Origin of the sequence: Gulbenkiania mobilis, from assembly GCA_004346645.1 — a bacterium.
GTDB lineage: Bacteria > Pseudomonadota > Gammaproteobacteria > Burkholderiales > Chromobacteriaceae > Gulbenkiania > Gulbenkiania mobilis.
Genome location: SMDA01000008.1, coordinates 25,381 through 50,983 on the forward strand (window position 1 = coordinate 25,381; position 25,603 = coordinate 50,983).

The window sequence follows — 25,603 nt, forward strand, 5'->3', positions numbered from 1 at the left end:
TCACCCCAGCCGGTTGCGGATGGACTGCTCCAGGCCGGCCGCGTCCAGTCCGCATTCGGCTAGCAGCAGGGCCGGGTCGCCGTGCTCGACGAAGTGGTCCGGCAGGCCAAGCTGCAGCACCGGTACTTGGAGGCCGGCTTCGGCCAACGCTTCGATGCAGGCCGAGCCTGCCCCACCCATCACGACGTTTTCTTCCACGGTGACGAGCAGGTCATGGCTTGAGGCCAGCGTGCGCACCAGCTCGGCATCCAGCGGTTTCACGAAGCGCATGTCGGCCACCGTAGCATCGAAGGCCGGAGCCGCCGCCAGCGCAGGGGCGACCATGCTGCCGAAGGCGAGAATGGCCACCCGGCCGGCACCCTGGCGGCGGATATGCCCCTTGCCCACCGGCAAGGCCGACATCGCTTCCAGGATGGGGGCACCAGGACCGGTGCCGCGCGGATAACGCACCGCCGTGGGCGTGTCGAGCGTGAAGGCGGTGTACAGCATCTGCCGACATTCGTTCTCGTCCGAGGGGGCCATGACCGTCATGTTGGGAATGCAACGCAGGAAGGAAAGATCAAAGGCGCCTGCATGAGTGGGGCCATCGGCACCCACGAGCCCTGCGCGGTCGATGGCGAACACCACCGGAAGGTTCTGGATCGCCACATCGTGAATCAGCTGGTCGTAGGCGCGCTGCAGAAAGGTGGAGTAAATCGCCACCACCGGCTTCATGCCGTCACAGGCCAGCCCCGCGGCGAAGGTCACCGCGTGTTGCTCGGCAATGGCGACGTCGAAGTAACGGTCCGGATGCTCCTTTTCGAAGCGTACCATCCCCGAGCCTTCCCGCATGGCCGGGGTAATGCCCACCAGCCGCCTGTCCAGCCGAGCCATGTCGCACAGCCAGTCGCCGAAGATCTGCGTGTAGCTGGGCTTGCCGCCCCCCTTGCTTCCCGACAACCCGTTGACCGGGTCGAACTTGGTGACGCCGTGATAGGCGATCGGGTCGTTCTCGGCCAGCTTGTAACCCTGCCCCTTGCGGGTCACTACATGCAGAAACTGCGGACCCTTCAGGGTGCGGATGTTACGCAGCGTATCGACCAGCACGTCGATGTCATGGCCGTCGATCGGGCCGATGTAGTTGAAGCCGAACTCCTCGAACAGCGTACCCGGCGTGAAGAAGCCCTTGACGTGCTCCTCCATCTTGCTGGCGATCTCGCGCAGCGGCGGCGCGATGCCCAGCACCCGGTTGCCGCCCTCGCGCACCGCCGCGTAAAAACGGCCGGACATCAGCTTGGCGAGGTAGTTGTTGAGGGCGCCCACGTTGGGCGAGATCGACATGTCGTTGTCGTTGAGGATTACCAAGAGGTCGGTATCCATCGCGCCGGCGTTGTTGAGGGCCTCGAAGGCCTGGCCGGCAGTCATGGCGCCGTCGCCAATGATGGCCACGCACTTGCGGTCGATGCCCTGTGCCTTGGCGGCAACGGCCATGCCGAGCGCAGCGCCGATGCTGGTGGACGAGTGGCCAACGCCGAAGGTGTCGTAGAGCGACTCTTCACGTTTAGGGAAGCCGGCCAGCCCGCCCTTCTGGCGCATGGTATGCATGCGCTCGCGACGACCCGTCAGGATCTTGTGCGGATATGTCTGGTGGCCCACGTCCCACACCAGCCGGTCTTCCGGCGTGTTGAATACGTAGTGCAGCGCCACTGTCAGCTCGATGCTGCCGAGGTTGGAGGCAAAGTGGCCGCCGGTCTTGCTGACCGACTCGACCAGAAAGTTGCGCAGCTCACGGGTGAGCTGTGGCAGCTGCGCGCGCGAAAGCCTGCGCAGGTCGGCCGGGGTGTCGATGGTGTCGAGCAGGGACGTCATTGTGTTGGTGAATCCTCAGAACGAGCGGGCGACGATGTAGTCGGCCAGTTCCTTGAGACGGTCCGCCCGGGCGCCGAAGCCGTCAAGCGCGGCAAAGGCGTCGTCGCGCAGTTCGCGCGCAAAACGGCGGGCCTCCGCCAGCCCCATCAGGCTGACGTAGGTAGGTTTGTCGTTGGCCGCGTCCTTGCCGGCCGTTTTTCCGAGCGTGGCGGTGTCCGCCGCCACGTCGAGCACATCGTCCACCACCTGGAAGGCAAGGCCGATGCGCTTGGCGAAATGGTCCAGCTTCTCGGTTTCGGTGTTCAGGAGCGGCGCACCGGCCCCGGCACCCATAAGGACTGAAGCACGGATCAGGGCGCCGGTCTTGAGCAGATGCATGAATTCCAGCTCGGGCAGCGACAGGGCAGTGCCCACGCTGGCTAGGTCGATGGCCTGGCCGCCTGCCATGCCGGCGTGCCCTGCGGCGCTGGCTAGGAGGGAAACCAGCGCCAGCTGCCGCGCCGGCGCCAGCCCGACCATCGGGCGCGACAGCAGGTCGAAGGCCAGTGTCTGCAGCGCATCGCCCACCAAGAGGGCGGTGGCTTCGTCATACTCCACATGACAGGTGGGCTTGCCGCGACGCAGGACGTCATCGTCCATGCAGGGCATGTCGTCGTGCACCAGTGAGTAGACGTGGACCATTTCCACGGCGGCGGCGATGCGTGCCAAGTGTTCGGGGTTGGCCGAAACCAGCTCGCCGGCGGCGAACACCAGCAGGGGGCGCACGCGTTTGCCCCCACCCAGCGTTACGTAACGCATGGCGTGATGCAGCTTCTGCGGCGCATGGGAAGGATCGGGCAGGGCCGTGTCCAGTGCGGCTTCCACGGTGTGCTGGATGCCGGCCATCCAGCTAGCGAAGGCGTCACGGGCCATTGGGCAGGTCCAGCGGCACGAGTTCGTTGTTTTCCAGAATCTTTAGCTGCTGCTCGGCATCGGCCAGGCGGCCTTGGCAGAACTTCACAAGTTCGATGCCCTGCTTGTAGGAGGCGAGCGCGGCTTCCAGCGGCATGTCGCCGCTTTCCATTGCCTGGATGATGTCTTCGAGCTGGGCAAGCGAGCTTTCGAAAGTCGCTGCCGTCTTGGCAGGTTTGGCCATGCCTGTTCCTTACGGGTGGGTGCGTCCGGCGCCCATTTTAAGGGTTTGCAGGGCGGATGTCAGCGCGACCGGCGCGGGCCGGTCGCGCTGCGGGCTCAGGCCTTTTTTGGGAAGACCAGCGAGGCGATCACCGAGCCGCCGATCACGGCGAACACCACCGCCAGCGACACAGTTACCGGTACGTGGAACACCTTGACCAGCAGCATCTTCACGCCGATGAAGGTCAGTACCAGGGCCAGTCCGTACTTGAGCAGGTGGAAGCGGTCGGCCACGTCGGCCAACAGGAAGTACATCGCCCGCAGACCCAGGATGGCGAAGATGTTGGACGTGAGCACGATGAAGGGGTCGGTGGTGACGGCAAAGATCGCCGGAATGCTGTCCACCGCAAAGATTACGTCCGACAGCTCGATCATCACCAGCACCAGGAACATCGGTGTGGCGTAGCGCAGACCGTCGCGGACCACGAAAAACTGCTCGCCGTGGAAACTGTCGGTCATGCGCAGATGGTTGCGCACGAAGCGTAACAGCGGATTGCTGCCGAAATCGGTTTCCTCGTCCTTTTCCGGCATCAGCATCTTCACGCCGGTAAAGACCAGAAAGGCGCCAAAGAGGTACAGCACCCAGGAGAACTTGGCCACAAGCACTGCGCCGATGGCCACCATCAGCGCGCGCAGCAGGATGGCACCGAATACGCCGTAGAGCAGCACGCGCCGCTGGTATTCGGCCGGCACCTTGAAATAGGCGAAAATCATCAGGAAGACGAAGATATTGTCCACCGCCAGCGATTTCTCGATCACGTAGCCGGTGAAGAACTCCAGCACTTTCTGCCGCGCGACCACCGGACCGAAAGCCGGATCGCCGGCCAGCGTCCACCACAGCCAGCCGGCGAAGGCGATGGCGACGCCTACCCACACCAGCGACCAGGACAGGGCTTCCTTCACGCCCACCTTGTGGGCACCCTTGCGGTTGAGGGCGACCATGTCGACGGCGATCATGGCCAGCACGGCGACGAAAAACACGCCGTAGAAAAAGGGTGAACCGATGGACGGTACATCCGGCTGCATCGTGATGAGACTCCTGAGTAGATGTAAGGTTGGGCTGCTGTCGGGATGCAGCCTGCATTCATGATAACCGGGTAAGCGTTGCCGGGCATTTTAGACAACCGGGCTACGACTGCCAGCCCGTTTCAAGGGTTCCCAATAGTATGAAAGAAAAAACCATTCTCATCACGGGTTGTTCCAGCGGCATCGGCCATTGCGTAGCGCACGGGTTGAAGGCGCGGGGCTGGCGCGTGTTCGCCAGCTGCCGCAAGCCTGAGGATGTGGCACGCCTGGAGGCCGAAGGGCTGGAGGCGCTGCAGCTGGATGTGGACGACAGCACCTCGATCCGCATGGCGTTGGACAGGGTGCTGGAGCGCACGGGCGGAACGCTGGATGCGCTTTTCAACAACGCGGGCTTCGGCCAACCCGGCGCGGCAGAAGACTTGCCCCGCGATGCGCTGCGCGCCCAGTTCGAGACCAACCTCTTCGGTGCGTGGGAGCTGACGGCGGCGGTACTGCCGGTCATGCGGCGCCAAGGACGGGGCCGGGTGATATTCAACAGCTCGGTATTGGGGTTTGCCGCGATGAAGTACCGCGGTGCCTACAACGCGAGCAAGTACGCCATGGAGGGGCTGTGCGATACTTTGCGGCTCGAGCTGGCGGGCAGCGGCATCTGGGTGTCGCTGGTGGAGCCCGGTCCGATTCTTAGCCGCTTCCGCCCCAATGCCCTGGTGAAGTTCCTGGCCGCCGTGCCAGTGGAGCACAGCGTGCACCGGGAGGCCTACCGCCGGCAGTTGGAGCGGCTGCAGAAGGAGGGCGAGGCCGCGCCCTTTACCCTGCCGCCCGAGGCAGTATTGCAGGCGGTGGTGCGCGCACTGGAGGCGCCGCGCCCGGCGGCACGCTACCGGGTCACGCTCCCCACCCGGGTGTTCTGGTGGCTCAAGCGCCTTCTGCCCACGCGCTGGCTGGATGCCGTGCTGCAGCGGGCGGCCTGAGCCGGATGGACCCGTCTTCGCGTCCACAGGGTATACCGGCTGCTCCACATCCCCGCATGACGTTGTTCCTGGTGTGTGCCGTCGCGCTGCTGAGTACAGTGGGCATTGCCCTGCCGTATCCCATTCTCGCGCCCCTGTTCGTGGCCGGCGCACCCGACGGCTTTACACAGTTCATGGGCCTGCCGCCCAAACTGCTGCTTGGGGTGGCGCTGGCGGTCAACCCGCTGGGCATCCTGGTCGGCACCAGTTTCACCGGTGCCTTGTCCGACCGCTACGGCCGGCGCCGGGTGATGCTGGCGACGCTGCTGTTCACCTGTGCAGGCTATGGCGTGACAGCGCTGGCGCTGGAGGCACGGCTGTATCCGCTCTTCGTGCTGGCGCGCTTTTTGACCGGGCTCACCGAGAGCAATGCCGCCGTGGCGCGCGCCATCCTGGCCGACCAGTCCGCCCCGACCGACAGGGTGCGCCATTTTGCGCTGCTGAATGCCGCTTTCTCCCTGGGATGGCTGGTCGGGCCCATGGTGGGTGGATTCACGCTCGGCTTTGGCGCCGCCGTGCCCTTCTGGCTGACGGCCGGGGCCATGCTCGCCTGCGCGCTGCTGGTATGGTATTTCATGCCCGAAACTGCCCGGCCGCATGCCGTGGCCGGCACGCTGTGGCCGGCGGTGGCGACACATCACAGTTTCCGGCTGGTGGCCCTGCATCCCACACTGCGACAAGTGTTCGTGGTGCAGGCGGTGTTCACGCTGGGGCTGAACGCCTTCTACGACTTCTATCCGCTCTGGCTGGTGGAGTTCTCCGGACGTAGCAGCCTGGGCATCGCAACGCTCACCGCGCTGATGTGCACGCTGATGACACTGGCCAGTATGGGGGCCGGTCGCTTGCGCCTGCAGCCGCCGCTTCGGGGCGCGCAGCTGCATGCGGTTTTTCTGGGAGTGGGCATGCTGGCGCTGGCGCTGGCGCTGCTGCCTGGCATGGCGGGCGAGGCAGTGATTGTGCTGATGGGGCTGCCGATCGCGCTTTACAACGCGGTTCTGCCCGCTTGGTGTTCGGAGCGTTTTGCCTCATTGGGGCAGGGCGGGGTGATGGGCGTGCTCTCTACGGCGTTCTGTGCCGCAAGCGTGGTGGTATCGCTGCTGGGCGGAGTGCTGTCGCTGCTGGACACCCGTTGGGTCTTGGTGCTGGGCGGGCTCAGCTGCCTCGTGGCCGCGAGCCAGGTGAAACGGCTGGGGACGCTGGCGGCTCCAGCCGCCTGACAGCCAGGGCCGGGCTGTTCCCCGTCATCAGGCTGCGTGGCGCCCGGTTCCTAAAAGCGCTTCGGCCAACCTTGTCAGGGTTGGCCGAAGAGGTGAGCGCAGTGGCGGGCTAGGCGGCGCAGACGCGGTTGCGCCCTGTCTGCTTGGCCTTGTAGAGCCGCTCGTCCGCCAGCTTCAGCAGTTCGCGCACATCCTTGTCCACGCCGGCAGCCATGCCCACGCTGACGGTGTAACGCAGGTCGCCCTTGTCATGGAACAGCGTCTGCCCGGCGATGTCCTGTCGCAGCTCCTCCAGCCGCTGCGCCAGCGGATGCGCGGTGTCGCGGCGCATCACCACCACGAACTCCTCGCCCCCGAAGCGCGCTACCAGCGCATGCGGGAAGTAGCGCCGCAAGGTGTCGGCTACATGGCAGATGACACCGTCGCCCACATCGTGGCCGAAGGTGTCGTTGATCACCTTGAAATGGTCGATGTCGAGGATGCCGATACCCAGCGCACCACGCATGTGCTGCACTTCCTCGAAGAAGTGACGACGGTTGGAGAGCCCCGTCAGTGGGTCGGCATGGGCGATATGCTCCAGCGTCATCAGGTTTTCGATGAACTCTACGTTGCGCGTGATGCGGCAGATGAATTCCTCGAAGCTGAAGGGTTTTTGCAGGTAGTCATCCGCCCCCGCTTTGAGGAAGCGCGCGGTCATGGTCGGGTCTTCCTGCACCGAAATGCCGACGATCGCCAGCCGGTTGTGGCCGGTGAGGCGCCGGATGGCGCTGGTCAACTGCATGCCGTCCATGCCCGGCATGCCGTAATCCGCCAGCACCAGCCGGATGTCGCCGTCGCGGCGCAGAATCTGCAGGGCCTCCTCGGCGCTGCTGGCGGTCACGGTGGTGTAAAGGTGCCGCTCCAGATAGTCGCACAGCAGCTGCTGCGCCGCGTGCGAATCGTCCACCACCAGCACTTTGATTTCCGGGTTGCGGTCCACCCGCTTGAGCAGCCGGGCCAGGTAGTCCAGCGAGGCGGGGCTGTCCTTGGGGATGTAGTCCACCACCGGCATCTTGAGGATGTCCTCGCGCGTCTGGCGGTCGTTCAGCGCTGTCAGCACGATGGTGGGGATCTGCCGCGCGAACAGTACCGGCAGCGTTTCCCCGTGGGTTGCATCCGGCAGGCAGTAGTCGGCCACTGCCACCGAAAACACCGGATAATCCTCGAGCGCCTGCCGCACTTCGGCCAGCGACATGGCGGGGATGGCCTCGAAGCCCTGTTCTTCCACCATGCGGCACAGGGGGCGCAGCAGTGAGGCACTGTCTTCGATGACGAGGGCACGTTTTCTGACGGGCATGGGTGCGTTCCGGTATCCAGGGGCGCGGCGCTGGCATGCAGGCCGGTTTGTTAGAGCAAAGGCGCCAGCTTAACGCGTGACGCGCGCGCTGCCAAACGTTAGCAAGGACGGCGGCGGCGAAGGCGGGCCGATGCGCTATAATCGCATCATTTTTCTGCCAGAACATTCAAAAAACGCATCATGGAACTTGCCAAGAGCTTTGAACCGGGCGACATCGAACGCCGCTGGTACGACCACTGGGAACAGGCCGGCTACTTCAAGCCGAACATGGACGCCACCCGCGCCGCCTTCTGCATCCAGTTGCCGCCGCCCAACGTCACCGGCACCCTGCACATGGGGCACGCCTTCAACCAGACGATCATGGACGGCCTGACCCGCTACCACCGCATGAAGGGCGAGAATACCCTGTGGGTGCCAGGCACTGACCATGCCGGCATTGCCACGCAGATCGTGGTGGAGCGCCAGTTGGCCGAGCAGGGCACCAGCCGGCACGACCTGGGGCGTGACGCCTTCATCGGCAAGGTGTGGGAGTGGAAGGAGAAGTCCGGCGGCACCATCACCAGCCAGATGCGTCGCGTGGGTTGCTCGGTGGACTGGGAGCGCGAGTACTTCACCATGGACGACACCCGCGCCGGCATCGTGACCGAGGTGTTCGTACGTCTCTATGAGCAGGGCCTGATCTACCGCGGCAAGCGCTTGGTGAACTGGGACCCGAAACTGGGCACCGCCGTCTCCGACCTCGAGGTCGTTTCCGAGGAGGAGGACGGCTTCATGTGGCACATCAAGTATCCGGTGGTAGGCAGCGACGAGTTCGTCACCGTGGCCACCACCCGACCGGAAACCCTGCTGGGCGACGTGGCGGTGGCGGTCAACCCCGACGACGAGCGCTACACCCATCTGGTGGGCAAGCAGCTGGAGTTGCCGCTGACCGGACGCACCATCCCGGTCATTGCCGACGAGTACGTGGACAAGGCATTCGGTACGGGCTTCGTCAAGATCACCCCGGCCCACGACTTCAACGACTACCAGGTCGGCAAGCGTCACAACACCCAGCTCATCAACGTGATGAGCCTGGAAGCCACCATTCTGCCGCGGGCACAAGTGTTCAGCTTTGATGGCACCGCGCAGGGCGCAATCGATCTGCCGGCAGCCTACGCTGGCCTGTCCACCGCCGAGGCACGCAAGGTGATGCTAAAGGACCTGGAAGCGCAGGGCCTGCTTCTGGAAACAAAGCCGCACAAGCTGATGGTGCCGCGCGGCGACCGCACCGGCTCGGTGATCGAGCCGCTCCTGACCGACCAGTGGTTCGTGGCCATGAGCAAGGTGGGCGAGGGTGACGCCACCGGCAAAACTATCGCGCAGAAAGCCATTGACGCGGTAGAGTCCGGCCAAGTGCGCTTCATCCCTGAAAACTGGGTTAACACCTACAACCAGTGGATGAACAACATCCAGGACTGGTGCATTAGCCGGCAGTTATGGTGGGGCCACCAGATTCCGGCGTGGTACGACGAGGACGGCAACGTCTACGTTGGCCGAAGCCTGGAGGAAGCCCAGGCGCGTGCGCCGGGCAAGACGCTGCGCCGCGACGACGATGTGCTGGATACTTGGTTCAGCTCCGCGCTAGTGCCGTTCTCCACCTTGGGCTGGCCGGCCAAGACCGCCGAGCTGGAGGCCTTTGTGCCCTCCAGCGTACTGGTCACCGGCTACGAGATCATCTTCTTCTGGGTGGCGCGCATGATCATGATGACCACCCACTTCACCGGCAAGGTGCCCTTCCGCGACGTGTACATCCACGGCATCGTACGCGATCACGAAGGCAAGAAGATGTCCAAGTCTGAAGGTAACGTCATCGATCCGGTGGACCTGATCGACGGCATCGACCTGCAGAAGCTGGTGGAAAAGCGTACTACTGGCCTGCGCCGTCCCGAAAAGGCGCCCGCCATCGCCAAGGCCACCGAGAAGCTTTTCCCCGAGGGTATTCCCGCTTACGGCACCGACGCCCTGCGCTTCACCATGGCCAGCTACGCCAGCCTGGGCCGTTCGGTCAACTTCGACTTCAAGCGCGCCGAGGGCTACCGCAACTTCTGCAACAAGCTGTGGAATGCCACCCGTTTCGTGATGATGAACGTGGAAGGCAAGGACTGCGGCCAGGACGAAACCCTGCCGCTGGAATACAGCTTCGTAGACAAGTGGATTATCGGCCTGCTGCAGAAGGCCGAGGCCGACGTTACTCACGCACTGGACACCTACCGTTTCGACATCGCGGCCCAGGTGGTGTACGAGTTCATCTGGAACGAGTACTGCGACTGGTATGTGGAGCTGGCCAAGGTTCAGCTGCAAAACGGCAGCGAAGCCCAGCAACGCGCCACCCGCCGCACGCTGGTGCGCGTGCTGGAGGTGGCCCTGCGCCTTACCCACCCGCTGATGCCCTTCATCACCGAAGAACTGTGGCAGACCGTGGCTCCGCTGGCCAATGCCAAGCGTACCGAGAGCCTGATGCTTGCCGCTTGGCCGGTGGCCGCCCCGGAGAAGATCGACGAGGCCGCCAATGCACGCATGGCCGCATTCAAGGACATGGTCAACGCTGTGCGCAACCTGCGCGGCGAAATGGGCATCGGCCCTGCAGTGAAGGCCCCGCTGTTCATCGAGACCAGCGATGACTCCGTGGCCGACTTCGTGCCTTACCTCAAGCTGCTGGCGCGCGTGTCCGAAGGTACGTTGGTGGCCACACTGCCGGCCGACGACGCGCCGGTAGCCATCAGCGGTGATGCGCGCCTGATGCTGAAGGTGGAGGTGGACAAGGCTGCCGAAACCGCCCGTTTGACCAAGGAGCAGGGCAAAGCGGAGGCGGAGCTTGCCAAGCTCACTGCCAAGCTTGAGAAGCCGGGCTACATCGACAAGGCACCGGCGCATCTGGTGGAGCGCGATAAGGCGCAGCTGGCCGAACTGAACGACAAGCTGGACAAGATCAGGGTGCAGCTGGCGAAGTTGGGCTGAGCCTGGAAAGGAAAAACCCCGCCGCAAGGCGGGGTTTTTATTTGGAAGTGGCAGAAGTGGCCGAGTGTGCCAGGCCGAGGTGTCGCAAGGCATCCACCCATCGGTCAGCCTTGGGCATGAACGCATTGCAGCCGACCTTGCCCCTCACGGACAAGCGCTGCCTGCCTCTCTGGATTGGAAGGCAGGGCCGCCTCGTAAAGGTTCGGTCGTTAAGGTGCAAACTTATCAAGCGAAGACATCACGTCCATCACCATGTCCAGGGCCAGCTTGGCAGACATCTGGTAGCCCTTGCCGAGGACAAAATTGCCATTTTCAAATTGGTAGGCCGTTCGCCGGCTTTGCGGTATGGCGTTGCTGCCGCGCTTGCGCAGCCCCGCAATCACGTGAACCAAGGTGCGTTCGGTGTCGGAGTATTCATTGGTAATGATCACGATCTCGCTGGTCTTGTTGTATTTGGCACAGTAGAGGTCCGTCACCTTCTCACCAATCTCATTCTTGATGAGGTTGAATACCGCGGGCTCGCCATAGTGGTACCACTGGAAGGTGCAGCCGGCAGAGGCCGATGCGCTCAAGCCTGCCAAGATTGCCGCCAAAACGATGTATTTCTTCATGCCTGACCTTTCGAGAATTCATTGCGCCACCGAGGTGGCTCCTGCCTTTAAAAGCTGTCGTATTGTAAGGGCTGCTCAAAGGATTAGCACTTCGTCATTTCTAGGCTTCTGCGTGTACCGGTATGACAGCGTAAGCCCCTGGCTGGTGCAGGAGACTGGATGTGCCTACCCTTTTCGTAAGGCAGACGCATGGGACAAGAGGCGAGGAGGTGGGTTGTGTTCAATGCCGGGCCCAGACAGACAGGCAGGGAGTGGAGCGGGGCCCAGCCTTGGGGGTAGGAGAGGGCGTGACATTGACGCACGTGCGTTCCGGTAGCGCCCGTCACACAGCCTGACAGACCTGGCGGCGTCGGGCGCTGCTCGGCAAGGGCCAAGCGCTGCGTATCTTCTCTCCAGCCCTCTTAACTGGCGGCTGTTTCCAGGCTGGCCCAAGAATCTCTTCCTGCAAAGGAGCGCTTTCTTCCTAAAGCCCTCATTCAGCGCCCCCCAGACAGAACCGGTGGCCCACCGCGATCCGACGGCGTACCCTGTGACCTTTGACTGCAGGATCGTTTCCATGAAGATACCGTCTTCCTCCCGTCTGCTGGGGTTTCTTGCTGCCCTCAACCTGCTGACAGTGGGGCTGGTGGAGTGGCTGGGGCGTTTGCCGGGCGGATATGCGGCCGGCGCATGGGGTGAGATGGCGGTATGCATGGCTGCTTCGCTGGCGTATGGCTGGCTGATGGTCTCCGCCGTGCGCCGGCGCGCGGGCGAAACGGTGCTGCTGTGCGCCCTGGGATTGATCGCCGCCAACTGGGTGGGGCTGGAACTGCTGGCCTGGCTGATCTGAGCAAGGTTGGCCGAAGCCGGCCAATCGCCGGCGGATGACGCAGTTCGTAAGGAGCGCTGCGACACATGGCCCTCTGACAGGGCTTCGCGGCACAATGCGCGGGTTGCCCACACGCACGGAGCCCATGATGACCGACTTGTCCGCCTTCCCCATCACCCGCAAGTGGCCCGCCCGGCATCCGGACCGGCTGCAGCTGTACTCGCTGCCCACTCCCAACGGGGTGAAAGTATCCATCATGCTGGAAGAAACCGGGCTGCCCTATGAGGCCCATCGGGTCAGCTTCGATACCGGCGACCAGCTGACCCCGGAGTTTCTCTCGCTCAATCCCAACAACAAGATCCCCGCCATTCTTGATCCGGACGGCCCAGGTGGCCGCCCGCTGGCGCTGTTCGAATCCGGTGCCATCCTGCTGTACCTGGCGGACAAGACGGGCCGCTTCCTGCCGGAGGAGCCGGCCGCGCGCTACGAAACGCTGCAGTGGCTAATGTTCCAGATGGGTGGGGTGGGCCCGATGTTCGGCCAACTGGGCTTCTTCCACAAGTTTGCCGGCAAGGCGTACGAGGACAAACGCCCGCGCGACCGCTACGTGGCCGAATCCCGCCGTCTGCTGTCGGTACTGGAAGGCCGCTTGAAAGGACGCGACTGGATCATGGGACGCGACTACACCATCGCCGACATCGCCATCCTGCCCTGGGTGCGCAACCTGGTGGGCTTCTACGAGGCTGGAGATCTGGTGGGCTTCGATGACTTTGCCGAAGTGCGGCGGGTCCTGGGCGCCTTTGTCGCCCGTCCGGCGGTGGCGCGCGGGCTGGAGATTCCAGCAGCGGACTGAGCCAAAACCGCAAGGACCCAACGGCACCTTTGGGGTGCCGTTTCCTTTTTCTCTGGAAATGCCCCGCAAAAAGCCGTTGTAGGGGCTGGAGAAAATTCTGCTCCGGCTGAGCCTTATTCCTGCACCCACTCAACCCAGTGCCTTAGTTTCTCTGCCGTGGGCGCTTGCTGGGGGCAGTCGCTACGGGCGGTACGGATGCACTTTTAAGCACTTTGAAATCTTCTGCCAGCTTGTAAGCGGAACGGGCTGATTTGAGAGAGGATTTTAAAAATGACTGAGTTTTTACGTCAGAACATGACGTAAATGTGCAATTTGCGTAGTGATAACGCCGCGTATAATCACTCTCCTTATCATAATCACACCGCATTGCCGCCCCGACACGGGACCCGCTTCTCGGGAGAGAACCGGGTGCGGGGCGCTTCCTTGGAAAGAGCACATGGCAACACAAAAAGGATAGGGGCTGCGCGCCAAACTGTCGGCGGCATTCGTTCTGGTCAGTCTGCTGATCGTGGCGTTCTACGCCTTCGAGGCGTACCGGCTGGTGGTGGAGTCGGAAATGAAGGGTGTAGACCAGAAGCTGCTGACCGCCGCACATGCCACGCAGCGGATGGTGGGGGAGGGGTTCCATGACCGGCTGGCGGCGGATGATCCGAACAAGCTGTCCACCACCCGTCGCCTGACCGCTTTCGTTCACGATTCCGGCCTGGCGTATGTGTACTCCACCATCGCACGCGACGGCAAGGTGCTCTACACCGCCTCCTCGGCCAGCCCGGAGGAGGTGAAGTCCGGCCATTACGAGAACTGGTATCTCACCGAGTACAAGGAAGTGCCCAGCGGTCTTGCGGCCGCGCTGCGCGACCGTACGGTGCACTTCGAGGAGTACAAAGGAGAGTATGGCCTGTTCCGCTCGGTGTTCGTGCCCTTTCAGTCCGTCACCGGGCAGGTGTACGTGATTGGCGTTGACATCTCGCTGGAGCAGGTGGATGCCGCGCGTCAGCGGGTACTGTGGCAGACGCTGGGTTTTGGCGTGCTGCTCCTGGTGGTGTCGCAACTGGTTGCTGCTTTCGTGGCCGCCCGCATCGTACGCCCGGTCAACGACCTCAACGGCGCGCTGCAGCGTCTGGCAGGGGGAGACTGGAACCTGACGCGCACGCTGCCGGTCACCACCGACGATGAAGTGGGCCGCATCGCGGCGTCGTTCAATACCTTCATGGGTGCCCTGCGCGAGCGTCTGCTGGAGGTGCAGCGCGAATCCACTTCGGTGGAGCAAGTATCGCAGCATCTGAACACCCTGGTAGGCGGGGTGGTCGAACGTTCACGTGCCCAGGCCGAGGACGTGCGCGAAAGCGCTGCCGCCGTGGAAGAGATGGCGGTCAGCATCGCGCATGTATCGGATGTGTCCAACGATGCCAGCCAGCTGATGTCGTCGTTCGAGGATCGCACCCAGGCCACGGTGGAGCTGATCGAACAGGCCGTGGGCGGCATGCACGACGTGCAGAAGGAAGTGACCGAGCTGGCCGGCAAGCTCGACGAGCTGGACAGCCGCGCCAATGCCATCAACAAGATCGTGGCCGTTATCAAGGACATTGCCGATCAGACCAACCTGCTGGCGCTGAATGCTGCCATCGAGGCGGCCCGGGCCGGCGAGCAGGGGCGTGGTTTTGCCGTGGTGGCGGACGAAGTGCGCAAGCTGTCCGAGCGCACTGCCAACGCCACGGTGGAGATCGGCGGCATGGTCAACTCCATTCAGGCCGATTCGGCCCATGCCACCAGCAGCATGCGCGAGGCAGTGGAGCATGTGGACGGTAGCGTGTCGCGCGCGGCCGAGGCGCAGGACACCCTGCGCGGCTTCATCACCCAGATCGAGGGCATCGTGCAGCGGATGAGCGACATCTCGGATGCGGTGCGCGAGCAGGCCAGCGCTTCCCAGCACTTGGCCGGTAATGTGGAGTCGGTCAGCCGCACCGCCGACAGCAACCGCATCGCTGCCGAGGAGTCGCTGCAGGGCGTGGCCAGCCTGGAAGAAAAAGCGACGGCGTTGGGCGGTGTGGTGCGCCAGTTCACGCTGTGATCGCAGCGGCCAGCCCGCACAAGGTTGGCCGAAACCTACGGATGGCATGAAAAAAGCCGGGCATCAGCCCGGCTTTGTCATGGATGCAGCAAGGCTCAGGCCATCGGCATGGTGTAGCCTTCGATTTTGGCATTGGCCACCAGTTCGCTCAGGTAGCGGTGCATCGCCTGACGGCCAGCCATGTCGTTGAGGTACTGGGCCAGACGGTCCTTGATGTCCTCGAAGGCTACCTTGCCGCCTTGCTGACGCTCCTTCACCTGAATGATGTGGTAGCCAAACTGGGTTTGAACCAGTTGCGGCGCGATCTGGCCAGGCTCGGTGGAAAACACGGCCTGTTCGAACTCCGGTACCATCTGGCCGCGACCGAACTGGCCCAGGTCGCCACCGTTGCGGCCGGACGGGCAGGTGGAGTGCTCGCGCGCCAGATCCGCAAAACGTTCCGGGTTGGCCTGTACTTCGGCCAGCACGCCTTCGGCCTTGGCCTTGGCCAGCATGCCCGACAATTCGTCGCCTGCGCCCAGCGGGAATAGGATGTGGCTGGCCACGGCGTTCTCGCCTTGGGAGAACTGTTCCGGGTACTGCTCGTAGAACGCCAGGCAGGTGGCTTCATCCACCGGCGTGAACTCCAGCGAGCGGTCCAGCAGGGCGCCGATGGCTTCGCCTTCATTGCTGGTGTCGATCCCTTCCTCGGCGGCCTTTTGCAGCAGCAGGCGGTGCAGCACCAGCTGCTGGATGGCCGCTTCACGCGGATTCGGGGCGTCGGCGAAGTTGGCTTCTTCGGCCTGGATCATCGCGTCGGTGATCTCGACGCCGTTCACGGTAATGGTCATGGAAGGTTCCTGTAGGTCGTTGCCACCCGGCAGGACCGGGGGCGGGCGGCCGGCAGATGGGCCGTGCCGGAATCGTAGTCCCCGGCTGAGCCGGGACTGGGCGGGCGGCGGCCCGGTCAAGGTGGGCGGCCGCAGTTTCCTTCATGGTGGGGCTGAACGCCGTAAATTGAAAGAGGCCGCATTCTACCCCATGTGTCTGGGCCGCGTGCGGCCGGCACTGGGCTTGCCGGAGAACCGGCACCGCAACAACAACTACAACAGGAGCCGTCATGCACCGTGTATCGCTCAGCATCCGTGAGGACGAAGTGGAACTGTCCGCTATCCGGGCTCAAGGCGCAGGTGGGCAGAACGTCAACAAGGTTTCTTCTGCCATTCACCTGCGCTTTGACGTTGCGGCCTCGTCGCTGCCGGCGGAGGTGAAGGCCCGTCTCCTTGCCTTGGGCGACCAGCGCATCACCCGTGAGGGCGTGGTCGTCATCAAGGCGCAGCAGTACCGCACCCAGGAGCAGAACCGGGCCGATGCACTGGCCCGCCTGCAGGCGCTGGTGGACGCGGCTGCGCACGTGCCCAAGCTGCGCAAGCCCACACAGCCCAGCCGGGCCGCGCGCCGCCGCCGGCTGGAAGACAAGGCAAGCCGCAGCGCCGTCAAGGCCGGGCGGGGCCGGGTGGACTATTGACGTACCGGCCCTCCTGTGTTGCACGCGCTCCGGCAAACCGGGGCGTTTTTACATAAATGAACTGTTAATGTTCAAATAGCGACATATAGGGATGTCCCGGGCTACCCCTCTGGCGTTTGTGCTGCCATTCTTTTCGGTTTCGCGCGACTGCGCACGCCTTCAGGGCTCGCAAGAGGCCCGCGCAGCGCGCCTACCGATTGATCAAACCAGGGACTCACTATGGAACATCTTGAACATGATGCGGACGCCCCCCGGCTGAGGCGGTCGCTCAAAGCGCGGCATCTGTCGATGATCGCCATCGGCGGCTCGATCGGCACTGGCCTGTTTCTCGCCTCGGGCGCCACTGTTGCCACCGCTGGCCCCGGCAGCGCTCTGCTCGCCTATGGCCTGGTGGGGCTGATGGTCTACTTTCTGATGACCAGCTTGGGCGAAATGGCGGCCTACATGCCGGTTTCCGGCTCCTTCCAGGTCTACGGTTCCCGTTTCGTGGACCCTGCGTTCGGTTTCGCGCTGGGCTGGAACTACTGGTACAACTGGGCTATCACCATCGCCGTAGAGCTGGCCGCCGCCGCCATCGTGATGCACTACTGGTATCCGGCGGTGCCTGGCGTGGTGTGGAGTGCCGCTTTCCTGTTGCTGATCCTGGCGCTTAACTATTTTTCGTTGACATCCTCCCCCGCCTAAAGTCGGGGGATTCCTACGGCGCTCACCCCGGCATCGAGCCGGAATGAGTCGCTTCGGTGGGTTCCTGCTGCTGGCGGCATTACTGCACCGCTCACTTCACAGGCGCAACGGGCGTGTCCCGCCCTGAGAATGTTGATCGCGCCGACCAGATCGGCGTTTTCCTCGAAGCCGCATTCGACGCACAGAAACCGGGCCTGCGTCTGGCGGTTGTCCGCCGACACATGGCCGCAGGCCGGGCACGTCCGCGACGTGTTCTGCGGCGGCACGACGATGAGATGTCCGCCGGCCCATGCCAGCTTGTAGTCCAGTTGTCGGCGGAACTCGAACCAGCCTTGGTCGAGGATGGCTTTGTTCAGGCCGGACTTGGCCCGAACGTGCTTTCCCGGCTGCTCGGTGGTGCCTGCCGCCGACCTGGACATGTTTCGCACCTGCAAGTCCTCGATGCACACCATCGCGTGGTTTTGGCTGATCGTGGTCGTGGCCTTGTGCAGGAAGTCGCGGCGGGCGTTGCCGATACGGGCGTGAATCTTCTGGACGCGGGCTTTCGCCTTCTTCCAGTTGTTGCTGAACTTCGTTTTGCGGCTCATCGCCTGCTGCGCACGGCGCAAGCGGTCTTCGTGCCGCTTGAAGCTGTTGAGCGGTACGTAGAACGTGCCGTCCGAGAGCGTGGCGAAGCGGATCACGCCCATGTCGATGCCCACTGCTGTGGTGGCCTGCGGCACGGGCTGCTCAACTTCGCGCTCGGTCTGGATGCTTACGAACCACCTGCCGCAAGACTGGCTCACGGTGACATTTCTGACTGTGCCCAGCACCTCGCGACTATTGCGGTAACGCAGCCAGCCGAGCTTTGGCAGGAAGATACGGCTGTTGCCCTGATCGAGCTTGATCTGTTTCGGGTCGGGATAGCGGAAGCTGTCGTGTTGACCCTTCTTCTTGAAGCGCGGGAAGTCGGCCCGCTTGGCGAAGAAGTTGGCGTAAGCGCGCTCCAGATCCTTGAGCGTTTGTTGCAGCGGATGCACAGGCGCATCGGCCAGCCACGGCGTTTCAGGCCCATTGCGCCACTCGGTGAGCAGCTTGCACAGGCCGGCGTAACCGAGCTTCTTCTCACCGCGCTCGTAGCGTTCCTTCTGCAACGCCAGCGCCCTGTTGAAGACGAAGCGGCACGACCCGGCAAAGCGGCGCATCTGGCGCTGCTGTTCGCCGCTCGGCATCAGTTCGTATTTGAAGGCTTGCAGACGTTGCATGGGCGAAATGATACGCTTGGCCTATGAGCAACGACAACGATATTCGGCGCGGTCGGCACTGCGTCTTTCTGATGCACGTGCATTTGGTCTTCGTGACCAAATACCGGCGCGAAGTGTTTACCAAGGAAATCCTCGACGACCTGCGTAACATCTTCTCCAGCGTCTGCGCCGACTTCGAGGCGGAACTGGTGGAGTTCGACGGTGAGGACGATCACGTCCACCTGCTGGTGAACTACCCGCCCAAGGTCGCCGTCTCGGCGCTGGTGAACAGCCTGAAGGGCGTGTCCAGCCGCATGATCCGCAAAAAGAACTACCCGAGCATCCGCAAGAAGCTGTGGGGCGGTGCCCTGTGGTCGCCGTCCTACTTCGCTGGCAGTTGCGGCGGTGCACCCATCGAGATCATCCGCCAGTACATCGAACAGCAGCAGACGCCACACTGACCGCCCAAAGGACGCCTACGGCGTCCGCGCTATCCTTCCCCGGCCTGAAGGCCGAGGCTTGCCGCGCACCAGGTCAAAGGCTTCGGCGAGGCGGAGTACTGGTGCTCCATCCTCAAGGTGATTACTATCATCGCCTTCATCGTCACCGGCGTGCTGATGATCTTCGGCATCATGAGCGAGCCTGCCGCGCACGATTTTCATCCCGGGTTGGGTGTGTTCCATACTGGTGAGGCACCGTTCGTCGGAGGACTGCCGGCCTTCATCGGCGTGGCCATGATCGTGGGCTTTTCCTTTCAGGGCACCGAACTGATCGGCGTGGCCGCCGGCGAGTCCAGCAACCCTGGCGAGACCATTCCGCGGGCGGTGCGCCAGATCTTCTGGCGCATCCTGATGTTCTACGCGCTGTCCATCCTGGTGATCGGCCTCATCCTGCCGTACAACGATCCCTCGCTGCTCAAGAACGGTATGGAGGATGTCGGCGCCAGCCCGTTCACGCTGGTGTTCAAGCGGGCCGGGCTGGCCTTTGCCGCCAGCCTGATGAACGCAGTGATCCTGTCGGCGATCCTCTCGGCGGGCAACTCGGGCATGTATGCCTCCACTCGCATGCTGTACACGCTGGCCCGGAACGGCATGGCTCCCTCGGTCTTTGCGCGGCTTTCGGCCAACGGTGTGCCCCGCAACGCGCTCTACGCCACCACCGTGATTGCCGGCCTGTGCTTTCTGACCTCGCTTGCCGACAACAATGCGGTGTACCTGTGGCTGCTCAACTCCTCGGGCATGACCGGGTTCATCGCCTGGCTGGGCATTGCCATCTGCCATTACCGCTTCCGTCGCGCCTATCTGCACCAAGGCTACACCCTCGATGACCTGCACTACCGGGCACGCTGGTTCCCGTTGGGGCCGTTGCTCGCCTTCGCGCTGTGCATGGTGATCATGCTGGGGCAGAACTATGCTGCCTTCACCAGTGCCAAGGTGGACTGGAACGCCGTGGTGGCTACCTACATCGGCATTCCGCTCTTTCTGCTTCTGTGGCTGGGCTACAAGTACCGGCACGGTACCCGTCTGGTGCCGCTCCACGCGATCGAACTGGCCGATTACCATCCCCATCTCGGGCGACGCGACGCCTGACTCCGGCCGGCTCAACAGCCGGCCTGCCTTGCGGTAAGCTCCGGAACATTCCCGTTCCGGAGCCCTGCATGACCTCTGCCTCAATGAAGCCCCAGTACGGCTGGCGGCGCACACTCTACGAAATCATCTTCGAATCCGACACCCTGGCGGGCAAGGTGTTCGACCTGATCCTGCTGGTAGTCATCCTCACTTCGGTGGCGGCGGTGATGCTGGAGAGCGTGGAGAGCATCCGTGCCCGCTACGGTGCCAGCCTCAACGTGTTCGACTGGGTCGTGACGGTGCTCTTCACTGTGGAGTACGTGCTGCGCCTGCTGTGCGTGAACCGGCCGCTGCGTTACGCCACCAGTTTCTTCGGCATCATTGATCTGCTGGCTGTCATTCCGCTCTATCTGGGGCTGGTATTCCCTGCCGGGCGCGTGCTGGTGGACATCCGTATCCTGCGGCTACTTCGGCTGTTCCGCATTCTCAAGCTCACCCGCTACATGGGCGAGGCCGATGCGCTCAAGCGCGCCCTGGTAGCCAGCCGACGCAAGATCACCGTGTTCCTGGTGGCGGTGCTGTCTCTGGTCGTGATCCTGGGTACGCTGATGTACGTGGTCGAAGGCCCCGAGAACGGTTATACCAGCATTCCTGTGAGCATCTACTGGGCGATCGTGACGCTCACTACCGTCGGTTTTGGCGATATCACGCCCAAGACAGCGGTTGGGCAAGCGCTCGCCAGCCTTGCGATGATCACCGGCTACGCCATCATTGCGGTGCCCACCGGCATCGTCACCGCCGAGATCAGCCGCACCCGCACCCGGGAAGACGGGCCCGAACCACTGCTGGAGCCGGTGGGCCAAGCCCGCGCCTGTCCGCGCTGCCTGAAGGGGGGGCACACGGCCGATGCGCGTTTCTGCAAGCACTGCGGCGCCGCGCTCGGCCCGCATCGTGCGCACTGACGGCTTCGGGCCTGCATGGTCCTGCCAGAAACCCGACCTTTTTGGAAAAGACACGCCATGCTGACCCGTGCCCAGCTTGCTGCCCGCGCCGACGCCTTGTGGCAGGCGCGACCGACTGCCGGCCCGACGTTGGCCGAAGAGGTGTTGCAAAGCCGGATAGCCCGACTGCCGGAGCTTGCCCGACGCTACCTGTGTACGAGCCTGGGGATGGACCGGCCGCTGCCTTCCGCAGTCCGGCTGGCAATGCACGGGCAGATTCGCCTGGGGCGCTGGTGCCCGTTCGTGGGCGAAGAGGTGCTCACGATGTCAGGCGCACTGTTCTGGCATGCGCGTACCCATTACTACGGCTTTCCGGTATTGGGCTATGACAGCTTCAGTGATGGGGTTGGAGCGTTGGACTGGCGGCTCCTGGGGATGTTGCCACTGGCGCGGGCAGACGGCCCGGACGTGGCGCGCTCGGCAGCGGGACGCGCTGCGGCGGAGGCAGTCTGGCTGCCCTCGCGGCTGGCAGATCCAGCCGTGCAATGGGCGCAAACGGAGGAGGGAGCGCTTCTGGTCAGGCTCCCGGCGGGCGCGGACATCGTGCCGCTGCGTCTGGTGCTGGATGAGGAAGCGCGCTTGCGCGAGGTGAGCATGATGCGATGGGGCAATCCGGAAGGAGGCGCCTTCGGCTGGCATCCCTTCGGAGGCCGGGTTACGGCCTGGGAGCGCTTTGGCGGCATCCGGTTGCCGTCACGACTGGAAGTGGGGTGGCTGGAAGCGGACGGCACCCTGGGGGCGGGCGCGTTCTTCCGGGTGACGATTGACGATGCGGTGTTTGGCTGAAGCCCCGCTGTGCGGGCTCAACGCACCGCGGCGATGTAGGCTTCGGCCGGATAGATGGCGCTGTCCAGGCCATGCGACGAGCGGAACGTCACCAGAAAGCGGCGGCCGGCAGCTTGGATCGCTTCGACAAACAGGGGAACGGGCTGGCCGTCGATCCGGTGGTCCACAATACGGTCACCGGGCATGAGAAACTTGACTTGCATGAATGTGCCTCCTAAAGGCAGGCGCGCAGGGGTCCCCCTGCACACCTCAACGACGCGGGTTCGGCCGCGGGCCGCCCACGTGGGGGGTAGGGTGGCGGTAATTGATCCGCCCTTTGGTCAGGTCGTACGGGGACATTTCCACGGTGACGCGGTCGCCCAGCAGCACGCGGATGCGGTGCATGCGGATCTTGCCCGAACCATACGCCAGGATTTCGATGCCGTTGTCCAGCTTCACGCGATAACGCGACTCGGGAAGCATTTCGGTCACGACACCTTCCAGTTCAACCATGTCGGATTTGGACATTTTTCTGCCTTTCTGATGTAAACGCGATACGCCGACGTACCCGGAAGGGCAGGCCGGCCGTGTAAGCCAACACGAGGGTCTTGCAAACGGGGCAAGAAGCGGGCGCAAGCCGGCTTCCGGGCGGAAGGCTCTCGAAATGGCGCTAACCGTGGAGGGAAAAGTGCTCCTGAAGGAAGGGGAGCACGTAGCGCGCCACCGGGACTGGCGGCGCATCGCAACGGCAATACGCCGATATTAACAAATTATTCTTTGTTTTTCAATTGTTTCGAGCTATTGCCCGACAGGGCCTTCAGAAAGGCACCCGACCGGTCAGCATGTCGCGATACATCACCCAGTCCCCCAGCAGGCTGTAGAAGGGGTGACGGAAGGTTGCGGGCCGGTTCTTCTCGAAGACGAAGTGCCCCACCCAGGCAAAACCGTAGCCGAATACCGGCAAGAGGGCGAGCGCCGACCACTGGCCCGTCAGCAAGACATAGCTCAGTGCGGCGAGCACCAGCGTACTGCCGGCAAAGTGCAGCCGCCGGCTGACCGGATGTGCATGTTCGGACAGGTAGAAAGGGTAGAACTCGCTGAAACTGGCAAAGCGGCGCTGCATGATCGTCTCCTCGTGATGTCAGCCTCTGGCGGGCAGGTGGCTCAGCATAGCAAAACCGGGCCTCGCTTCGCAGTCCGGCTTTTCTTTCCGCCACGGACGCGGCATGGTAGAGGGCGATCGCCATTTGTCATTCAACCAGGAGGCACCATGAGCACCTGCATCTTTCGCACCGCCCATGCGGGCGAGGCGGCTACCATCGCGGCCCTGCACGCCGAAAGCTGGCGCAGCGCGTATCGTGGGCTGCTGCCGGATGCCTATCTCGACAGAACCGTCCATGCCGAGCGTCTGGCGCACTGGCAGGCCCGGTTGGCTGCCGATGCCAGCCCCGCCTGCGAAGTGCTGCTGGCCGAGGTGGATGGGGCTCCGGCAGGCTTCATGTGCCTGATTCCCGATGCTGAACCAGAAAACGGGATCTACCTCGACAACCTGCATGTGCTCCCCGCATGGCAGGGGCTAGGCCTGGGACGCGCCTTGATGGCGCGGGCGGCGCGACGCACCCGGCTGCTGGCGCCCGGACGGCCGCTCTTCCTGTACGTGATCGAGACCAATCATCAGGCGCGCCAGTGCTATCTACGCTGGGGCGGGCAGGAGACCGGACGCCTGATGGCCGAATTGCCGGGACCCTGCCAACTGCCGGTGCTGCGCATCGCCTGGCCTGATCCGAGCGTGGCAGAAGGGTTGGCCGAAACCGGCGACTTATGAGAAACGGGGCCTGGAAAAGGCCCCGTTTCTCATGATCATGATGAAGTGGCTCAGTCGCGGTGACGGGCATGTCCCGGGTTGTAGCCGAAGACCGGATGGTCACGCTTCCAGTGCTTGTAGTGGCCCTTGCCGCGCTTGTGGCTGCCCGGCTCGTAATAGCGGCCGTAGCGGTAGGCCGAGGGCGCCTCGTTGCGCACCGCCGGGCGTTCGTTGCTGGTGGCCACTGCCACGCCGGCAGCACCGCCCAGTGCTCCGCCAATGATGGCGCCGTCACGGCCGCCGATCTGGTGGCCGACCACAGCGCCGGCAGCTCCGCCAATGGCGCCGCCAATGGCCGACTCGGTGACGGGGTTGGCAGCCCAGGCCGACCCGCTGCCCAAGAGCAGGGCGGCAATCAGAGAGTAAGCTGTCCGTTTCATGAAAAGACCTTTTTGTTGGGTGGCAGTATTGCCAGTCTAGGTAAAAGCATCCCGGCCGTGTTACGGAAACTGTTAGCAAATGTTACGGGTTCCACGAAAACCGGCAGATTTTGCTTACAGACACCGGCTAGGCAAAAAAGTGCCCGACGCTTCTTGCAGCCCCAGCCGCAAGCGTCCCTTAAGATGCCTGCGCTGATTCACTCAGGGAATTTCATGCAACGAGGATTTATTCTCCATCCTCACTAGGGCAACGGGTTTTTTCATAAAATTCAGTATCTTGTGCCCATGACGGGAGGGCTGTGCGGCATAAAAATTGCGGTTGTGTTGCCGCAAGGGTCGCCAGCCGGGCGGCCTGTCCACCTACAAAGGAGCCGCCAGTGAAAGCCCTCACCTATCAAGGCACGCTAGACGTTCGGGTCGAGAATGTCCCCGATCCCATCCTCGAAGAGGCAGACGACATCATTCTGCGCGTGACCGCCACCGCCATCTGCGGGTCCGACCTGCACATGTACCGGGGCAAGATTCCCGGCCTCGAGGCCGGCGACATTCTCGGTCACGAGTTCATGGGCATCGTGGAAGACGTCGGCCCGGCGGTGACGCGCGTGAAGAAGGGCGACCGTGTGGTGGTGCCGTTCACTATCTCGTGCGGGCACTGCTTCTTCTGCGAGAAAGAGCTGTTCTCCGCCTGCGAGAACACCAACCCAGCGCGCGGCACGATCATGAACAAGAAGTCGATCCGCTCCGGGGCGGGCATGTTCGGCTACACCCATTTTTATGGCGGCTACGACGGTGGCCAGGCGGAGTACGTGCGTGTGCCCAAGGCCAACGTGGGTCCGCTGGTGGTGCCGGATATTCTGTCGGACGACAAGGTGCTCTTCCTCTCCGACATCCTGCCCACGGGCTACCAGGCAGTGGTCAACGCCGGCGTGACGCATGGGTCCACCGTGGCGATCTTCGGTGCTGGCCCGGTGGGCTATATGGCTGCTGCCTGCGCCCGCATGCTGGGCGCCGAACGCATTTTCATGATTGACCATCATCCCTACCGGCTGGATTTTGCCGCCCAGACCTACGGTGTGATTCCGATCAACTTCGACCAGGTGGATGATCCGGCCGAAGTCATCATCGAAGCCACCGATTACCGTGGGGTGGATGCGTCCATCGACGCCATTGGTTTCGAAGCCAAGGGCAGCCTGGTGGAAACCGTGCTGGCCAATATCAAGCTGGAGGGCTCGAGCGGCAAGGCGCTGCGCCAGGCGATCGCTGCCACCCGTCGCGGCGGGACGGTGAGCGTACCGGGTGTCTACGCCGGCTTCATCCACGGTTTTCTGTTCGGGGACGCCTTCGAGAAGGGGCTGACCTTCAAGATGGGGCAGACCCATGTACAGCATTTCATGCCGGAGTTGCTCGAGCATATTGCTGCCGGGCGGCTGGAGCCGGAGGTGATCATTTCGCACCACCTTCCGCTGTCCGAAGCCGCACGCGGCTACAAGATCTTCAACGACAAGATGGAGAGCTGCCGCAAGGTGGTGCTGACTCCGGACGGGCCGCGTAACGGCGGGGCCACAGCCGGTGGGCTGCTGTCGCAGGGCTGATCACCTGGCACCCGCCTGGCGCACCCTGCGGGGTGCGCCTTTTTGTTTGAGGCTGCGGAGGGCTTGGCA

Annotated in this window: 25 protein-coding genes and 1 pseudogene; 14 read left to right on the plus strand and 12 right to left on the minus strand. The window is 63.4% G+C overall.

Annotated features, from left to right (window positions below):
* The 4 genes from dxs to EV669_RS11535 form a co-directional block, all read right to left on the minus strand.
* Entirely contained in the window at window positions 1-1,848 is a 1,848-nt protein-coding gene (gene dxs, locus EV669_RS11520; RefSeq protein WP_054285371.1) for a 1-deoxy-D-xylulose-5-phosphate synthase, read from the minus strand.
* Between the two features lie 15 nt (window positions 1,849-1,863).
* Complete coding sequence (locus EV669_RS11525; RefSeq protein WP_132098760.1) at window positions 1,864-2,760, minus strand: polyprenyl synthetase family protein; 897 nt, start codon at window positions 2,758-2,760, stop codon at window positions 1,864-1,866.
* The gene (gene xseB, locus EV669_RS11530) at window positions 2,750-2,983 is read right to left on the minus strand and encodes an exodeoxyribonuclease VII small subunit (RefSeq protein WP_054285369.1); all 234 of its coding nucleotides are present in this window, start codon (window positions 2,981-2,983) and stop codon (window positions 2,750-2,752) included. The genes EV669_RS11525 and xseB overlap by 11 nt, the downstream gene beginning before the upstream one ends.
* 95 nt (window positions 2,984-3,078) lie before the next feature.
* Window positions 3,079-4,047, minus strand: coding sequence for a TerC family protein (locus EV669_RS11535; protein ID WP_054285368.1), 969 nt, complete (start codon window positions 4,045-4,047; stop codon window positions 3,079-3,081).
* Between the two features lie 140 nt (window positions 4,048-4,187).
* Between EV669_RS11535 and EV669_RS11540 the strand changes: the two genes are divergently transcribed.
* Both EV669_RS11540 and EV669_RS11545 read left to right on the plus strand, forming a co-directional pair.
* The gene (locus EV669_RS11540; RefSeq protein WP_132098761.1) at window positions 4,188-5,018 is read left to right on the plus strand and encodes an SDR family oxidoreductase; all 831 of its coding nucleotides are present in this window, start codon (window positions 4,188-4,190) and stop codon (window positions 5,016-5,018) included.
* 56 nt (window positions 5,019-5,074) lie between these two features.
* Window positions 5,075-6,274, plus strand: coding sequence for an MFS transporter (locus EV669_RS11545; RefSeq protein WP_132098762.1), 1,200 nt, complete (start codon window positions 5,075-5,077; stop codon window positions 6,272-6,274).
* A gap of 109 nt (window positions 6,275-6,383) precedes the next feature.
* On the opposite strand, the gene EV669_RS11550 is transcribed toward EV669_RS11545, so the two are convergent.
* A complete protein-coding gene (locus EV669_RS11550; RefSeq protein ID WP_132098763.1) occupies window positions 6,384-7,610 on the minus strand; it encodes a diguanylate cyclase in 1,227 nt (408 codons plus the stop codon).
* A 180-nt stretch (window positions 7,611-7,790) separates the two neighbouring features.
* On the opposite strand from EV669_RS11550, the gene EV669_RS11555 reads away from it, so the two are divergent.
* The gene (locus tag EV669_RS11555; protein ID WP_055434407.1) at window positions 7,791-10,607 is read left to right on the plus strand and encodes a valine--tRNA ligase; all 2,817 of its coding nucleotides are present in this window, start codon (window positions 7,791-7,793) and stop codon (window positions 10,605-10,607) included.
* A 209-nt stretch (window positions 10,608-10,816) separates the two neighbouring features.
* On the opposite strand, the gene EV669_RS11560 is transcribed toward EV669_RS11555, so the two are convergent.
* Window positions 10,817-11,218 (minus strand): hypothetical protein, encoded by a 402-nt coding sequence (locus tag EV669_RS11560; protein WP_054285364.1) that lies wholly within the window; start codon window positions 11,216-11,218, stop codon window positions 10,817-10,819.
* 556 nt (window positions 11,219-11,774) lie between these two features.
* Between EV669_RS11560 and EV669_RS11565 the strand changes: the two genes are divergently transcribed.
* From EV669_RS11565 to EV669_RS11575, 3 genes are all read left to right on the plus strand, one after another.
* Entirely contained in the window at window positions 11,775-12,047 is a 273-nt protein-coding gene (locus EV669_RS11565; RefSeq protein WP_132098764.1) for a hypothetical protein, read from the plus strand.
* 127 nt (window positions 12,048-12,174) lie between these two features.
* Window positions 12,175-12,879, plus strand: a complete 705-nt coding sequence (locus EV669_RS11570; RefSeq protein ID WP_055434408.1) for a glutathione S-transferase N-terminal domain-containing protein — start codon at window positions 12,175-12,177, stop codon at window positions 12,877-12,879.
* Window positions 12,880-13,387: 508 nt separating this feature from the next.
* Complete coding sequence (locus EV669_RS11575) at window positions 13,388-14,950, plus strand: methyl-accepting chemotaxis protein (protein WP_132098765.1); 1,563 nt, start codon at window positions 13,388-13,390, stop codon at window positions 14,948-14,950.
* Between the two features lie 95 nt (window positions 14,951-15,045).
* On the opposite strand, the gene EV669_RS11580 is transcribed toward EV669_RS11575, so the two are convergent.
* A complete protein-coding gene (locus EV669_RS11580; protein WP_054285361.1) occupies window positions 15,046-15,780 on the minus strand; it encodes a peptidylprolyl isomerase in 735 nt (244 codons plus the stop codon).
* A gap of 269 nt (window positions 15,781-16,049) precedes the next feature.
* Here EV669_RS11580 and arfB point away from each other — a divergent pair, with 269 nt between their 5' ends.
* Window positions 16,050-16,457 carry an alternative ribosome rescue aminoacyl-tRNA hydrolase ArfB gene (arfB, locus tag EV669_RS11585; RefSeq protein ID WP_054285360.1) on the plus strand — a complete coding sequence of 136 codons (408 nt, stop codon included), beginning with the start codon at window positions 16,050-16,052 and terminating at the stop codon, window positions 16,455-16,457.
* 219 nt (window positions 16,458-16,676) lie between these two features.
* Window positions 16,677-17,141: an amino acid permease gene (locus EV669_RS11590; RefSeq protein ID WP_318271445.1), complete on the plus strand. Its 465-nt coding sequence runs from the start codon at window positions 16,677-16,679 to the stop codon at window positions 17,139-17,141.
* Here EV669_RS11590 and EV669_RS11595 read toward each other — a convergent pair.
* The gene (locus EV669_RS11595) at window positions 17,138-18,385 is read right to left on the minus strand and encodes an RNA-guided endonuclease InsQ/TnpB family protein (RefSeq protein WP_132098766.1); all 1,248 of its coding nucleotides are present in this window, start codon (window positions 18,383-18,385) and stop codon (window positions 17,138-17,140) included. The genes EV669_RS11590 and EV669_RS11595 overlap by 4 nt on opposite strands.
* Window positions 18,386-18,408: 23 nt before the next feature.
* Here EV669_RS11595 and tnpA point away from each other — a divergent pair, with 23 nt between their 5' ends.
* The 4 genes and pseudogenes from tnpA to EV669_RS11615 all read left to right on the plus strand — a co-directional run bounded on the left by tnpA (window position 18,409) and on the right by EV669_RS11615 (window position 21,719).
* Complete coding sequence (gene tnpA, locus EV669_RS11600; protein ID WP_072756638.1) at window positions 18,409-18,825, plus strand: IS200/IS605 family transposase; 417 nt, start codon at window positions 18,409-18,411, stop codon at window positions 18,823-18,825.
* An 81-nt stretch (window positions 18,826-18,906) separates the two neighbouring features.
* Window positions 18,907-19,953: pseudogene (locus tag EV669_RS11605) on the plus strand (amino acid permease); the annotation flags it as partial.
* A gap of 68 nt (window positions 19,954-20,021) precedes the next feature.
* Window positions 20,022-20,894: an ion transporter gene (locus EV669_RS11610; RefSeq protein WP_132098768.1), complete on the plus strand. Its 873-nt coding sequence runs from the start codon at window positions 20,022-20,024 to the stop codon at window positions 20,892-20,894.
* 57 nt (window positions 20,895-20,951) lie between these two features.
* Complete coding sequence (locus EV669_RS11615) at window positions 20,952-21,719, plus strand: DUF6544 family protein (protein ID WP_132098769.1); 768 nt, start codon at window positions 20,952-20,954, stop codon at window positions 21,717-21,719.
* Between the two features lie 17 nt (window positions 21,720-21,736).
* Here EV669_RS11615 and EV669_RS11620 read toward each other — a convergent pair whose 3' ends face one another.
* The 3 genes from EV669_RS11620 to EV669_RS11630 form a co-directional block, all read right to left on the minus strand.
* The gene (locus EV669_RS11620) at window positions 21,737-21,922 is read right to left on the minus strand and encodes a hypothetical protein (protein WP_054285356.1); all 186 of its coding nucleotides are present in this window, start codon (window positions 21,920-21,922) and stop codon (window positions 21,737-21,739) included.
* 46 nt (window positions 21,923-21,968) lie between these two features.
* Window positions 21,969-22,226, minus strand: a complete 258-nt coding sequence (infA, locus tag EV669_RS11625) for a translation initiation factor IF-1 (protein WP_054285355.1) — start codon at window positions 22,224-22,226, stop codon at window positions 21,969-21,971.
* 289 nt (window positions 22,227-22,515) lie between these two features.
* On the minus strand, window positions 22,516-22,821 hold the full coding sequence (locus EV669_RS11630) for a DUF962 domain-containing protein (RefSeq protein ID WP_054285354.1): 306 nt from the start codon (window positions 22,819-22,821) through the stop codon (window positions 22,516-22,518).
* A 147-nt stretch (window positions 22,822-22,968) separates the two neighbouring features.
* On the opposite strand from EV669_RS11630, the gene EV669_RS11635 reads away from it, so the two are divergent.
* Complete coding sequence (locus EV669_RS11635; RefSeq protein WP_132098770.1) at window positions 22,969-23,523, plus strand: GNAT family N-acetyltransferase; 555 nt, start codon at window positions 22,969-22,971, stop codon at window positions 23,521-23,523.
* A gap of 50 nt (window positions 23,524-23,573) precedes the next feature.
* On the opposite strand, the gene EV669_RS11640 is transcribed toward EV669_RS11635, so the two are convergent.
* A complete protein-coding gene (locus tag EV669_RS11640) occupies window positions 23,574-23,942 on the minus strand; it encodes a glycine zipper 2TM domain-containing protein (protein ID WP_132098771.1) in 369 nt (122 codons plus the stop codon).
* A gap of 377 nt (window positions 23,943-24,319) precedes the next feature.
* Here EV669_RS11640 and EV669_RS11645 point away from each other — a divergent pair, with 377 nt between their 5' ends.
* On the plus strand, window positions 24,320-25,534 hold the full coding sequence (locus EV669_RS11645) for a zinc-dependent alcohol dehydrogenase (protein WP_054285352.1): 1,215 nt from the start codon (window positions 24,320-24,322) through the stop codon (window positions 25,532-25,534).
* Window positions 25,535-25,603 lie beyond the last annotated feature (69 nt).